The following is a 13328-nucleotide window of genomic DNA, read 5'->3' as shown; positions in this document are numbered from 1 at the left end:
CGCCCCCGGATCGGCACGGCGATTGCGGAAATCGCTGCTGGACGCGGCAAAAATCGCATGGCGTGCCCCGAAAGGCGCGCCTGACAACGGTCGTCACACGCTTGCCCAATCGATCTGCGCGCAATTATGATGACCCGCTTTTTTGGGCCAACCGATTGCCGCTGCTGTGGCGTGTGCTATAAAGCGGTCGTTAATGGGTGCCAAACCCGGGCGGGAAAACCCGAGGTACCAACCCGAATCCACCAATTTATTTTCAGTCATGTCCAAAGCACTGATCATCGCCGAAAAGCCATCCGTCGCGAACGACATCGCGCGGGCTTTGGGCGGTTTTACCAAGCATGACGAGTACTTCGAGAGCGACGATTTCGTCCTCTCGTCGGCGGTCGGCCATCTGCTCGAGATCGCCGCGCCGGAAGAATATGAAGTCAAGCGGGGAAAATGGAGTTTCGCCAATCTCCCCGTTATTCCGCCCCATTTCGACCTGAATCCGATTGCAAAAAGCGAATCCAGGCTGAAGGTGCTGAATAAGCTGATCAGGCGAAAAGACGTCGACCGACTGATTAACGCATGCGACGCGGGGCGCGAGGGCGAGCTGATTTTCCGCCTGATCGCGCAGCACGCGAAAGCGAAACAGCCGGTGCAGCGTCTGTGGCTGCAGTCGATGACGCCCGCCGCGATCCGCGAAGGCTTCGCGCAGTTGCGCAGCGATGTCGAGATGCAGCCGCTCGCGGACGCCGCGCGGTGCCGCTCGGAAGCGGACTGGCTCGTCGGCATCAATGGCACGCGTGCGATGACCGCGTTCAACAGCAAGGGCGGCGGCTTCTTCCTGACCACGGTCGGGCGCGTGCAGACGCCGACGCTGTCGATCGTCGTCGAGCGCGAAGAGAAGATTCGCCGCTTCGTGCCGCGCGATTACTGGGAAGTGAAGGCGGAATTCGTCTGCGGCGCGGGCTTCTACGAAGGCCGCTGGTTCGACCCGAAGTTCAAGAAAGACGAATTCGATCCGGAGAAGCGCGATTCGCGTCTGTGGAGCCTGCCGGCTGCGGAAACGATTGTCGCCGCGTGTCGCGGGCAGATCGGCAATGTGACGGAAGAATCGAAGCCGTCGACGCAGCTGTCGCCGGCGCTCTTCGACCTCACCAGCCTCCAGCGCGAGGCCAACGGCCGTTTCGGCTTCTCGGCGAAGAACACGCTCGCGCTCGCCCAGGCGCTGTACGAAAAGCACAAGGTGCTGACCTATCCGCGTACCGACGCGCGCGCGCTGCCGGAAGACTATCTGGAGACGGTCAAGCACACGATGGAGATGCTCAAGGAGAGCAACAACTATCTGCCGCACGCGAAACAGGTGCTCGACAAGGGCTGGGTGAAGCCGAACAAGCGCATCTTCGACAACTCGAAGATCAGCGATCACTTCGCCATCATCCCGACGCTGCAGGCGCCGAAAGCGCTGTCCGAACCGGAGCAGAAGCTGTACGACCTCGTCGTCAAGCGCTTCCTCGCCGTGTTCTTCCCGGCCGCCGAGTACCGCGTGACTACGCGTATCACGGAAGTCGTCGGCCATCATTTCAAGACCGAAGGCAAGGTGCTCGTCGAAGCGGGCTGGCTTCAGGTCTACGGCCGCGAAACGGGCGGCGAGGACGCGAACCTCGTCCCGGTGAAGAAGGACGAGAAGGTCAAGACCGACAAGATCGCCGCGCAGCAACTCGTCACGAAGCCGCCCGCACGCTACAACGAAGCGACGCTGCTCTCGGCGATGGAAGGCGCGGGCAAGCTCGTCGAAGACGACGAACTGCGCGAAGCGATGGCCGCGAAGGGGCTTGGCACGCCGGCCACGCGCGCGGCGATCATCGAAGGGCTGCTCGGCGAAAAATATCTGGTCCGCGAGGGCCGCGAGCTGATTCCGACCGCAAAGGCTTTCCAGCTAATGACGCTTCTGCGCGGCCTTAGCGTGAAGGAGCTGACCGCGCCCGAACTGACGGGCGAATGGGAGTACAAGCTGTCGCAGATGGAGCGCGGCAAGCTGCCGCGCGACGCGTTCATGCAGGAGATCGCCCGCATGACGCAGACCATCGTCAAGCGCGCGAAGGAATACGATTCGGACACGATTCCGGGCGACTACGCGACGCTGCAAACGCCCTGCCCGAATTGCGGCGGACAGGTGAAGGAAAACTATCGCCGTTTCGCCTGCACGAAATGCGAGTTCTCGATCTCGAAGATTCCGGGCGGCCGGCAATTCGAAATCGAAGAAGTCGAAGAGTTGTTGCAGAAGAAGGAAATCGGCCCGCTGTCGGGTTTCCGCAGCAAGATGGGACGGCCGTTTTCCGCGATTCTCAAGCTCTCGCTCGACGACGAAACGAAGAACTACAAGCTCGAATTCGACTTCGGCCAGGATCAAGGCGGCGAAGACGGCGAAGCGCCGGACTTTTCCGAGCAGGAATCCGTCGGCGCGTGTCCGAAATGTAGCGGCAAGGTCTTCGAGCACGGCATGAGCTACGTCTGCGAGAACTCGGTCGCGAATCCGAAGACGTGCGATTTCCGCTCGGGCAAGGTCATCCTGCAACAGGAGATCGCGCGTGAGCAGATGGCCAAGCTGCTGCAGGACGGGCGCACCGATTTGCTGACGAATTTCAAATCGTCGCGCACGGGCCGCAACTTCAAGGCTTATCTCGTCAAGCAGAACGACGGCAAGATCGGCTTCGAGTTCGAAAAGAAGGAGCCGAAGGAAGGCGCGGCCAAAACGGCAGCCGCGAAGTCCGCGGGCAAGGCAGCGCCTGTCGCCGCCGACGCCGATGCAGAGGCCGCGAACGAGGCACCCGTGAAAAAGGCCGCAGCAAAAACGGCCGCCGCCAAGAAAGCGCCTGCAAAGAAGGCCGCCACCAAGACGGCAACGAAGACCACGGCGCGTAAGACAGGCTCATAAGGCCCGTGCGGTTCGCGCCGCAACCGTCCGCGCAATAAAAAACGCAGTCAGCCTTGACAGGCGACTGCGTTTTTTTATCTTCCGCGACAAGGTGTCGCGCCTCTGCGCGGCACGCACGCTTGCTCACTTCAGCAAGCACGCATCAGTCCCTCGGTCAGTGCGTAGACGACGCGACGCTGCGCGAACGGTTCAACGTGCGCGTCGACGGCTTTGCGGGAATATCGGCGTCCAGCAGGCTCGACAGCGGCTCGGCGCCATCGAACGCTTCGGGCGGCATCGACATCGCCGCGGACTCCAGCATCGCCGGCGTCCGGTCGACGCCATCCTTGACCCATTGCTCGCCAAGCTGGCTGTTCGGCGTCTGGTTGAAATGCTCGACGAGGTGATCGATGAACGTGCGGACCTTGGCGGGCAGGTGACGACGGCTCGGATACGCGATATTGATCTCGACCTGCGGCAGACGGTAGTCGCTCAACAGACGCACCAGCTTGCCGCGCGTCGTATCGCGGCCGATCAGGTAGCTCGGCAGGATCGCGATGCCCATGCCGAGCAGCGCGAACTGACGCAGCATTTCCGTGTTGTTCGCAACGATCACGTTCGTCGGACGCACGCGCACTTCGCCGTCCGGGCCCGTGAACACACGCTCGTCGCCCCAGTATTCGGACGGCAGCGACAGGCACGGATGCTCCAGCAACTGCTCCGGCCGCGTCGGCGTGCCGTGCTTCTCGAGATATGCTGGCGTCGCGCACACGGTCATGCAGCCGGTCGTCAGACGGCGCGTCACGATGCTCGCGCTGCGCATGTGGCGCGCGATCACGACGCCCACATCGAAACCTTCTTCGACGAGATCGACCTGACGGTCGACCAGCGTCACATCGGGAATCACCTTGGGATAGCGCTCGGCATACGTCTGGAGCACGGGCGCAAGATTGTGCAGCCCGAACACGACGGGCGCGACGATGCGCAGTGTGCCGACGGGCTCGTGATTACGTGCAACGACCATCTGTTCGACGTCCTCTAGCTCGTCGAGGATCTGGCGTGCGCGTTCGAGATAAACCTGACCGGATTCGGTCAGCGAAAGACTACGGGTGGTGCGGTTGAGCAGTCGGGTGCCAAGACGGCCTTCGAGATCGGCAACGTGACGGGTCGCGACTGCGTTTGAAATATCCATCGCGCTAGCCGCGCGGGCGAAACTTCCGAGATCCGCCACCTTGACGAATACTCGCATCGACTGCAAATGATCCATGGACAACTCCTGCCGTATTACAGCTCCCCTCGGAACAGGAAGCACACTTGGAATTTTCCTACGACCAGGGAAATCCTGCAGAAGTTGCCCAAGATTCCGGAAATTTTATAAAAATCCGAGTCAATATCTCCGGGGACGGAATAGCGAACTGCCGATTGTTCCTGCCAGAGAAACAATTTGCTGCATTGCGTCGAAAACGTCCAGAAGGCGTAAATAACAAAAGCGCGGCGTCTGCGGCACCAATGAGGTCGAAAGCATCGCTGTGCGGCCGCGCGACGGCATGAAAAAGCCGCCCGAAAGCGGCTTTGGTCGGATGTCAGTGAGCACTCACATGACTAGGCGACGAACTTTTTCTCCAGTGCGCTTCGCGTATCTTGCAGTGCCGCAGGCAGACCCTGCTTCAGCTTGTCGAATAGTTCGGCGTGCAGTTCCAGTTCCTTGCGCCACGCCGCGTCATCGACGGAGATCACCTTCTCGAACTGCTGGCGGGTGAAGTCGAGCCCGCTCCAGTCGATGTCGTCGTAGCGCGGCGAAATGCCGAACGCGTGCTCCTCGCCCTGCGCCCGGCCTTCGATCCGGTCTACCATCCAGCGTAATACGCGCATGTTCTCGCCGAAGCCGGGCCACACGAATTTGCCGTCGTCGCCTTTACGGAACCAGTTGACGCAGAAAATCTTCGGCGCGCGAACGCTCATCTGCTCGAGTTTTGCGCCCGTTTTGAGCCAGTGGCCGAAGTAATCGCTCATGTTGTAGCCGCAGAAAGGCAACATCGCGAACGGATCGCGCCGCACGACGCCCTGCTGGCCAGCCGCCGCCGCCGTCGTTTCGGAGCCCATCGTCGCGGCCATATAGACGCCTTCCACCCAGTCGCGCGCTTCCGTGACGAGCGGCACCGTCGTCGAGCGGCGTCCGCCGAAGACGAACGCGTCGATCGGCACGCCCTCCGGGTTCTCCCAATCGGCGTCGATCGAAGGACATTGCGAAGCGGACGCCGTGAAGCGCGCATTCGGATGCGCGGCCTTGCGGCCCGTTTCCTTCGCGATCGCCGGCGTCCAGTCCTTGCCCTGCCAGTCGATGAGGTGCGCCGGCGGTTCGTCCGTCATGCCTTCCCACCAGACGTCGCCGTCATCGGTCAGTGCGACGTTCGTGAAGATCACGTTTTCCTTCAGCGTCGCCATCGCGTTGAAGTTCGTCTTTTCGCTCGTACCGGGCGCGACGCCGAAATAGCCGGCTTCCGGATTGATCGCGTAGAGACGCCCGTCCTTGCCCGGCTTGATCCACGCGATATCGTCGCCGATCGTCGTAATCTTCCAGCCGTTCATCCCTTCCGGCGGAATCAGCATCGCGAAATTGGTCTTGCCGCACGCCGATGGGAACGCCGCCGCGACGTGATGCTTCTTGCCTTCCGGCGACGTCACGCCGAGCACCAGCATGTGTTCGGCGAGCCAGCCCTGGTCACGGCCCATCGTCGACGCGATGCGCAGCGCAAAGCACTTCTTGCCGAGCAGCGCGTTACCGCCGTAGCCCGAGCCGTAGCTCCAGATTTCGCGCGCTTCCGGGAAATGGACGATGTATTTCGTGTCGTTGCACGGCCAGCGCACGTCTTTCTGGCCGGCCGCGAGCGGCGCGCCGACGGAATGCACGCACGGCACGAACTCACCATTTTCGCCGAGCACGTCGTACACCTTGCGGCCCATGCGCGTCATGATCCGCATGTTCGTGACGACGTACGGACTGTCCGTCAGTTCGACGCCGATATGGGCGATCGGCGAACCGAGCGGCCCCATCGAGAAAGGCACGACATACATCGTGCGGCCGCGCATCGCGCCGTCGAACAGGCCGTCGAGCGTCGCGCGCATTTCGGCGGGCTCGATCCAGTTGTTGGTCGGGCCGGCGTCCTCGCGACGCTGCGAGCAGATGAACGTACGGTCCTCGACGCGCGCGACGTCGGATGGATCGGAGCACGCGAGGTAGGAGTTCGGCCGTTTGGCCGGGTTGAGCTTGATGAGGGTGCCGGCTGCGACCATCTGCGCTGACAGACGGTCGTATTCCTCCTGCGAACCGTCGCACCAGACAATCCGCTCCGGCTTCGCCAGCGCCGCGATGCGCTGTACCCACTCGATCAGTTTTTGGTGTTTGACCCAGGCAGGCGCTTCGACGGTTGATTGGCCTGCAAATGCGGGATGATTCATCGAGCTGTCTCCGTTTTGGTAGAAGAAGAAAAACGGTGCTAGCCCAGCGACGCTGCATGCGAGAGGCGGCAATCCGCGCACGAGATTTTCTGCGCGCGATGGTGCAGGTCGTAAGGGCCTTTACAGCCTGTCGCAGGCACGTGAAACCGTGTGTAAAGCGGCTTGCGTGGACATGCAACAAACTGTTAAAAACTGGGGAACTTGCCCTACCGTCGTGGCGTCGTCATAGCGGGTCCTTGTACGGTACGGCATTCAATACAAGCATCATGTGGTCCAGGTCACATGATGGGACACCCAAACAGACACTCCGTTCCGCACCTGCATGGTGCGCCGCAAAACACATACGCCATGAAGATTGCCATCCTTGACGATTATCAAGACGCCGTCCGCAAGCTCGACTGCTTTCAACTGCTCGCCGACCACGAGGTCAAGGTTTTCAACAATACCGTGCGCGGCCTGGGTCAGCTCGCCAGTCGTCTGTCAGAAGTCGACGCGTTGGTCCTGATTCGCGAACGTACCCGCATCAGCTCGCAGCTGCTCGACAAGCTTCCGCATCTGCGCATGATCAGCCAGACGGGGAAAGCAGGAAGCCATATCGACATGGCAGCCTGTACGGAGCGCGGGATTGCCGTGCTCGAAGGCGTCGGGTCGCCCATCGCTCCCGCCGAACTGACGTGGGCTCTCATCATGGCCGCGCAAAGACGGATTCCGCAATACGTGGCAAACCTTAAGCAGGGCGCGTGGCAGCAATCGGGCCTGAAAACGTCGGCGCTGCCGCCGAACTTCGGTCTGGGGCAAGTGTTGCGCGGACAGACGCTCGGCATCTGGGGTTACGGCAAGATTGGTCGGCTCGTCGCTGGATACGGCAAAGCGTTCGGCATGAACGTGCTGATCTGGGGCCGCGAGCATACGCGCGAAGCGGCAGTCGCCGATGGCTACGCGGTCGCGGAAAGCCGCGAAGCGCTGTTCGAACAGAGCGACGTGCTGTCGCTGCATTTGCGTCTGCACGACGACACGCGCGGCATCGTCAAACAGGACGATCTGTTGCGCATGAAACCGACCGCGCTTTTCGTGAACACGAGCCGCGCGGAGCTACTGGAAGAAAATGCGCTGATCGGCGCGCTGTCGCACAACCGGCCGGGCATGGTCGCCATCGACGTCTACGAAAGCGAGCCGATCCTGCAAGGTTACAGCCTGCTGCGGATGGAAAACGTGATCTGCTCGCCGCACATCGGTTACGTCGAAAAGGAAAGCTATGAGCTTTACTTCGGCGCGGCGTTCAGGAACATCCTCGCGTTCGATCAGGGCGACCCGTCGAGCGTCGCGAACCCGGAAGCGCTGCAGGGCGGCCGCCGGAAGTGAGTTGCGCGCGGCCCGTTCGCGGGCCGCGGCACTGACGCGAACGCTTCAGTCGTGCGCGGCGGCGTCGAGCAGTTCCGGAATCCGTTGTAGAAAATGCTCACCGTCGATGCGTCCTAGATTGTAGGCGTGCTGCATCTGTGACGAACTCGTGTAATCCCAGCTCGAAATCGGTACCTTGCACGACGGCTGGACATACAGCCGCTGCTGCGCGCCGCGCGGCACGACGAACATCTGCGGACGCGGATAAATGCGCGTCACCATCACCAGCACGTTGCCGGGCGTCGGATCGAGCGCGCTGACGGGCACGTTGTCGACCATTCCGCCATCCAGCACGGGCCGCCCGTTGCGACGCAGGACGGGCGTGAACGGCGGCGTGCAAGACGACTGAAGAATCAGGTCCGCGAGTTCGTCGACGCTCGCGCAATCCTGCGCGCGCACGAATTCGGGATGAAAGCCGAGCGACTGACCGAGTGTCGGATGCAAGGTCTTTCGGATGTATTTCTCGATGTTGTACGCGATCAGCCCGGCGGCGACGGCGCTACGCGCGCCCAGCTAACGCGGCACATGCGACACGCCGATGCGTATTTCAGGCGCCTTCGCCAGTTGCGAAAACTTCTCGCCGTAGATATCGAGCAACGCCTGACGGTAGATCCGGTAGTGCGGAAACACCGACTCGCCGCGCAGCAGATTGCCCCAGTACGCGTTCTTCGTGTTGTCGCGCAGCGCGTTTTCGTAATAGCGCATCACCCAATCGGCGTCGCGCGTGTAGAGCATGCACGCGGTGGCTGCGCCCGCCGAGATGCCCGTGATCACGCGCGGCCTGATGTTCAGTTCCGGCTGGACGATGTCCCAGAAGCCTGCTTGCCACCAGCAGCGATTGCCGCCGCCGGCGAATACGACCTGATCGAACATCCGTTGATTTCCTTCCGTTGCCGACACGCATTGGCGCCGCCGGCGGGCGCGCTGTCGCAATCGAGCGGTTTCAGTCGAGCAGCGCGTAAGTCGTGGTGGCATGCACGGCCATCTTGCCGGCCTCGTCGAACAGCTCGACTTCGCCGAACACGAGATTGCGGCCCATCCGAAGCACGCGCGCCGTGATGACGACATCGCCCTTGCGGACCGCGCGCATGAAGCTGATGTTCAGCGAGACGGTCGTCATCGGCTTGAATCCGCCGAGCGCGGCGGAGATGGCGACGACCATCGCCGTATCGGCGGCCGCCATGAAAACCTGTCCGCAGATCACGCCGCCGCTGTGCCGGAGCTCGCCCGAAAACGGCAGTGTCAGCGTGGCGCTTTCGTCGTCCACTTTCACTGGGGTCATCGACAACGCCCGCACCCACGGCGCGAGCACTCGATCGAGCAACGCCCGGACTTCGTTTTCGTCCATCATGATTTCCCGTTTGGGCCACGCGGAACGCCGCGTGGCATGGTGTCGCGACATGATACCGGGACGAACGCCCGTGCGCTTCGATGGTGCTTTCGCGCGGATCGCTCACGCCCGGCCATCCGGAGGCCCGCGCGATCTTTTTAAGAAATTTGCGAGATACGCTTGCCAAACGAGAAAATCTCCTGCATACTCTCGCTTCTGTTGGGGCGTTAGCTCAGTTGGTAGAGCAGCGGACTCTTAATCCGTAGGTCGAGTGTTCGAGTCACTCACGCCCCACCAAAGATATCAAGCACTTAGCCCAGCCTTAACCGGCTGGGCTTTTTGCTTTCCGGGTCCGTGTAGGTGCTGTGTAGGCAAATTCGAGGAACGCTTGCGGCGCAACGTCACCTGGTTCATTGGGCGCCGAATGCAACAGCACGACGCGCAGCCTGCACCGCCTCAAGCGGCTTTGCCCGCATAGCGCGGCATCTTCGCGTTGCACATCGCCACGGCCACCGCGCCACGCTTGTTGTTGCTGAGTGTAACGACCGGGCGAAGTGCTGCTTCAGGATGGCCGTAGAACGCCGATTCGACGTCCCGAACCGCCCACGGGTCTGCATAGTGCAATACGGTCTGCATGGTGCGGCGCCAGTCAAAAGACTTCTCATGTGACATGTGTGGTCCGCAGCCTGGGCGCAGGCGGCCGCGTCCATCAGGTGTCGCCTTGACGAAGCAGAAAGGATAGAGCGATTGCGGAAAGGCTGCACCACCACCCTGCGGCAACAGCGCCGCCCGATAATGGAAGCGTGGGCGGCGCTTTATGACTAACAAGAGAGTTCGGTGAATTTTGCTATCAGTTTCTACTGAGCGCCAATTGAGTGATAAGCTTCCTTTGTAATTTTTTGATATGCACGTTCACGTATAGATGCGTCATTGCCACAAGCGACGTTAGTAATCCTTTTACCATCTTTATAAATTACGACACCAGCGGAGAATGCTGGACCACTATTGGTTTTCATCGTTTTATCATAGAGATAATACGTGTAACTTGATCTTGAAAATCTAATGTGAGCCTCCCCTCCACCGGCATAGGGTACATTGGAGAAATAAAAAATCTTCCCTATTCTCTCGCCTGCATCCGATATTTTTAGATTGATTTTTCCATTACCCCCGTTGCGATATGTCAGGACGCCGTCACCGTCAGACTGACACAATGATGAAACAGACCTTGGCAATTCACAATTAAAAATTACTGCCTCATCTGCCTCACACAATCCCTCGGCATGAGCGCCCGTCATCAAGACTAGCCCAAGTATCGATGTTATGCTTATCCGGCCAATATTCATTAATTACTCCGTTGCCAAACCCAGTAAAGGGGCAATCGCATTGTATCGGGCGAGCCGATCTCCATAGCCAGTTTGCCCACCATTTACGATTTGCGTCACATCAGCGACAGTCCCAGCGTCCGAAACTGAATTTAGACTGACTTTCGACCAAAATACAAAAGCGGATTCAACAGCATACTCCGCGTGAGTCGCTATGAGATCTGGATTTTCAATGAAATCCTGTTGATCATCGGGGGACCTTCGATTGTGTTCATCTTGAAATGATTGATAACCGGCCTTACCAGTCACTTGTATGAATCCGCGTCCACGATATTTATAGCCGTCGCCGCTGCGTTCGTCTCCATTCCCCATCCGGTTTGCATAGACATAGTTTGCAAGATGCTCAGGGTTGTGCGCGTAGTAATTCTCTTCACTCCAGAGTTTGTCTCGCAGTCGGCCATGCGCGCAATCGTCACAGCTTGACTCGTAATTCTTAGGACCACCTTTACACCCAAAGGTCTTCCTCATATTTTTGGGGTTGTAGTTCAACCCTTCTTCGGACGACCTGAGTTTGCTTTCATGGGCCGCTTGCGAAAGAAAATGAGCAATCCGTTTTGGCTTGTTGACCTGATAGGCCAAGGCGTACTTGTTCAGATAGGGCAGAATAGTTTGGTAATACTCGTCTGAATTTGACGGCTCCACAGCCTTTAACATTGCGAGTGTTATCAGTGAATTGTCATGCAGGAAATTCCCCACCAGCGCAATCGGATGGATGTGCCACACATTGGGATCTGCCGGAAAGCCCTTGACGGCATTCACCTTCTCCCACCACTGCAGCTTCTCGATGCGTTCCATCTCGGCCTGCCAGATCGGCTTGCCGTCTTCGCCCATGATTGACGATAGCGCTCCCCACTTGCCCATATCGCCGCCCCATTCGCTCTCGTAGCAAAAAATCAGGTGCGAGACCGCCTCCGCCAACCAAGGCATGGTCAATGCCCTCTTCAGGTCAGCCGGAACCACGTCGCCCTTGTCGCTACCTTTTCGCTTTGCCGCCTTCTCCAGCTTCGCGATAAACGGACTGGCGTTTACCTTCGCAGCAACGACGCTGAATTCCTGTTCCTCGCCGTTGAGTAACTGTTTCGTTTCAAACAGGTTGCGCCGGTACATGTCGAACAGCGGAACGGCGGTATCCACCGTATCGAACCCCGGCCACGCCCAAGGACTTTCCCAGCGCGTACACGGGTGGCTCTTCTCGCACACCCATCGCGTAATCGCCTTGCCGTCATCGTCCGCCGCCGTAATTGACCACCATTGTGTACCTTGATCGTCGGTCGCCCTGTCGATCTCGCGCCCCTGGTCAAGCTGGGCGCGCGAAAACACCTGCTGGTATCCAACAGTCGGACCCTGGGCATTGGCAAGCTGCAACGGGAAAGTTGCCCACGTCGGGACCGTTGCACCGGCAACCTTGCCCGCATACTTCGTCCGCTCAACCCATAGCGGGTCGCCTACGGGCGTACCGCGGGTGGGATGGTTGTCGCCATGGCCGTGTTTAGACGGCTGCGCGGCAAGCTTCGTTGGCTGAACCTTTGCCCATATCCCCTTGCCCGGATCGCCCTGTTTGCCCGTTGCGGGAGCAAGCGTCAGCCCCGCCAGCCTGCTATTACCCTGCGGATCGGCGGGTTTGACAAGTTTTGCTCCCTGCTGGATCACTAGCAGTGGCTTTCCAGCGGGCACCTTATCGCCCAGCTTGTTTGCGCGCTCCTGGCTCTTTCTAATGAAGTCATTGATCTGCGCCCCGGTAATGACCTCGACGTGAAGCAGAGGGCGGATGCGTTGGGGCGGCAACACGCTCGCCTCGGTGGAGTTTCGATACTGGCCCAAATAGCCCACCACGTCACCTGCCTTGACCGGAAACGGCTTGTCGAGCACAACCACCGTATCAAGCGGCTTCGGATCAATCACCGCGTCGAGTTCGTCAAGATTTACCCAGCCCTTCGCGGCGCGTGGATCGGGTGTCCCGCCTGCGATAGCGGCCACGGGCGTACCCTTCGTGATGGTCGCGATCTGCGCCCAGCCTTTTATGGTATTGCCGACAATGCTGAGTTCGCCACCGCGCGGCAATAGGCCGATTATCGTGCCTGACGCACGGTCGCATATGCGAGTACCAGCCCGCGGCGTATCGGGATTCTGGGAAGCGTCAGCTGGATCGTATGGCGGGACGGGCACCTTGTCTTTCGCTTTCGCGCCCACCCGGAAAAGCCGGTCGCCTTCCCAGAAGGGCGAGCGGTGAATCGCAGATGCAGACTGCGCGCCGCCGCTGTCTGCCTGTTCGGCTGCCTTGTAACCCGCCCAGTCGAGCTGATGCATGTAAAGGCTATAGAGTTCCAGCACTTCGTCGGCGGGCGGCTGGTCATTCCTCGGAGCCTGCGCGCCGCCCGCGCCAGCCGGTGACCCGGCGGGCTTCGGTTCGGGGGGTAGCACAAGCTTGTGGCGCACCAGCACGAACCCCGTCGAGTACAGTACGTAGCGCGGCGGCGTGGTCGGATAGGTCAGTTCCGGATAAGTGGAATCCAAGCGGTACGCCACCACCTCGCCATCGGCAATGGCCTTGACGCCATCGCCCTGCTTGAGCCTGCCACCCGTACCGGCGTCGAAGTGGATGCCACCGTGATACATGCCATTCAGGCCGAGCGGATAGAACCCGCCATCCGCATTCGACAGGGCACTGAGCCAGGTTTGCGGATCGGCTTCATTTCCGCTGATTGGAGCGAAAGGAAAGCTCCAGTTAAGGGGTTGCCATTGCGACGGCGGACTTGCGGGCGTTGCCGGTGTGGTGGGGTGATGCGGATAACCGTGATGTGTCGCCATGAACAGGCGCGCCTCCTTGCTGGATTTCGTGGGAGACACGGCCCGAAGG

9 protein-coding genes, 1 tRNA gene and 1 pseudogene are annotated in these 13328 nt (G+C 60.2%); 4 read left to right on the top strand and 7 right to left on the bottom strand.

Annotated elements, in window-relative coordinates:
- Positions 1 to 259: 259 nt before the first annotated feature.
- Positions 260 to 2920 carry a DNA topoisomerase III gene (locus tag BMW76_RS02885; protein WP_090862648.1) on the top strand — a complete coding sequence of 887 codons (2661 nt, stop codon included), beginning with the start codon at positions 260 to 262 and terminating at the stop codon, positions 2918 to 2920.
- 154 nt (positions 2921 to 3074) lie between these two features.
- On the opposite strand, the gene BMW76_RS02880 is transcribed toward BMW76_RS02885, so the two are convergent.
- Positions 3075 to 4166 (bottom strand): LysR family transcriptional regulator, encoded by a 1092-nt coding sequence (locus tag BMW76_RS02880; RefSeq protein WP_090862645.1) that lies wholly within the window; start codon positions 4164 to 4166, stop codon positions 3075 to 3077.
- 47 nt (positions 4167 to 4213) lie between these two features.
- On the opposite strand from BMW76_RS02880, the gene BMW76_RS40150 reads away from it, so the two are divergent.
- Positions 4214 to 4450 (top strand): hypothetical protein, encoded by a 237-nt coding sequence (locus BMW76_RS40150; RefSeq protein WP_143062199.1) that lies wholly within the window; start codon positions 4214 to 4216, stop codon positions 4448 to 4450.
- Positions 4451 to 4501: 51 nt separating this feature from the next.
- Here BMW76_RS40150 and BMW76_RS02875 read toward each other — a convergent pair whose 3' ends face one another.
- Positions 4502 to 6358, bottom strand: a complete 1857-nt coding sequence (locus tag BMW76_RS02875) for a phosphoenolpyruvate carboxykinase (GTP) (protein WP_090862642.1) — start codon at positions 6356 to 6358, stop codon at positions 4502 to 4504.
- A 348-nt stretch (positions 6359 to 6706) separates the two neighbouring features.
- Between BMW76_RS02875 and BMW76_RS02870 the strand changes: the two genes are divergently transcribed.
- Complete coding sequence (locus BMW76_RS02870; RefSeq protein ID WP_090862639.1) at positions 6707 to 7720, top strand: D-2-hydroxyacid dehydrogenase family protein; 1014 nt, start codon at positions 6707 to 6709, stop codon at positions 7718 to 7720.
- A gap of 45 nt (positions 7721 to 7765) precedes the next feature.
- Here BMW76_RS02870 and BMW76_RS02865 read toward each other — a convergent pair.
- Both BMW76_RS02865 and BMW76_RS02860 read right to left on the bottom strand, forming a co-directional pair.
- A pseudogene (locus BMW76_RS02865) lies at positions 7766 to 8632 on the bottom strand (patatin-like phospholipase family protein).
- Between the two features lie 70 nt (positions 8633 to 8702).
- The gene (locus BMW76_RS02860) at positions 8703 to 9107 is read right to left on the bottom strand and encodes a PaaI family thioesterase (protein ID WP_087732290.1); all 405 of its coding nucleotides are present in this window, start codon (positions 9105 to 9107) and stop codon (positions 8703 to 8705) included.
- Positions 9108 to 9310: 203 nt separating this feature from the next.
- On the opposite strand from BMW76_RS02860, the gene BMW76_RS02855 reads away from it, so the two are divergent.
- Positions 9311 to 9386, top strand: a tRNA-Lys gene (locus tag BMW76_RS02855).
- A 159-nt stretch (positions 9387 to 9545) separates the two neighbouring features.
- Here BMW76_RS02855 and BMW76_RS40145 read toward each other — a convergent pair.
- From BMW76_RS40145 to BMW76_RS02840, 3 genes are read right to left on the bottom strand one after another with little or no spacing between them, the layout of a single operon-like run.
- Positions 9546 to 9917 (bottom strand): hypothetical protein, encoded by a 372-nt coding sequence (locus tag BMW76_RS40145; protein WP_143062198.1) that lies wholly within the window; start codon positions 9915 to 9917, stop codon positions 9546 to 9548.
- A gap of 29 nt (positions 9918 to 9946) precedes the next feature.
- Positions 9947 to 10432, bottom strand: coding sequence for a hypothetical protein (locus BMW76_RS40140; RefSeq protein ID WP_143062197.1), 486 nt, complete (start codon positions 10430 to 10432; stop codon positions 9947 to 9949).
- A 3-nt stretch (positions 10433 to 10435) separates the two neighbouring features.
- Complete coding sequence (locus BMW76_RS02840; RefSeq protein ID WP_218162524.1) at positions 10436 to 13279, bottom strand: glycoside hydrolase family 19 protein; 2844 nt, start codon at positions 13277 to 13279, stop codon at positions 10436 to 10438.
- Between the last annotated feature and the right edge of the window lie 49 nt (positions 13280 to 13328).

This window comes from Paraburkholderia diazotrophica, assembly GCF_900108945.1.
GTDB lineage: Bacteria > Pseudomonadota > Gammaproteobacteria > Burkholderiales > Burkholderiaceae > Paraburkholderia > Paraburkholderia diazotrophica.
Note: the sequence above shows the minus strand (reverse complement) of the source record. Positions and strands in the feature narration are given on the sequence as shown.

Bases quoted from the DNA above. Each gene is read 5' to 3' on its own strand.
- BMW76_RS40140 (WP_143062197.1), bottom strand. From the start codon at position 10,432: ATGAATATTGGCCGGATAAGCATAACATCGATACTTGGGCTAGTCTTG.
- BMW76_RS02885 (WP_090862648.1), top strand. From the start codon at position 260: ATGTCCAAAGCACTGATCATCGCCGAAAAGCCATCCGTCGCGAACGAC.
- BMW76_RS02840 (WP_218162524.1), bottom strand. From the start codon at position 13,279: ATGGCGACACATCACGGTTATCCGCATCACCCCACCACACCGGCAACG.
- BMW76_RS02875 (WP_090862642.1), bottom strand. From the start codon at position 6,358: ATGAATCATCCCGCATTTGCAGGCCAATCAACCGTCGAAGCGCCTGCC.
- BMW76_RS02870 (WP_090862639.1), top strand. From the start codon at position 6,707: ATGAAGATTGCCATCCTTGACGATTATCAAGACGCCGTCCGCAAGCTC.
- BMW76_RS02880 (WP_090862645.1), bottom strand. From the start codon at position 4,166: ATGGATCATTTGCAGTCGATGCGAGTATTCGTCAAGGTGGCGGATCTC.
- BMW76_RS02860 (WP_087732290.1), bottom strand. From the start codon at position 9,107: ATGGACGAAAACGAAGTCCGGGCGTTGCTCGATCGAGTGCTCGCGCCG.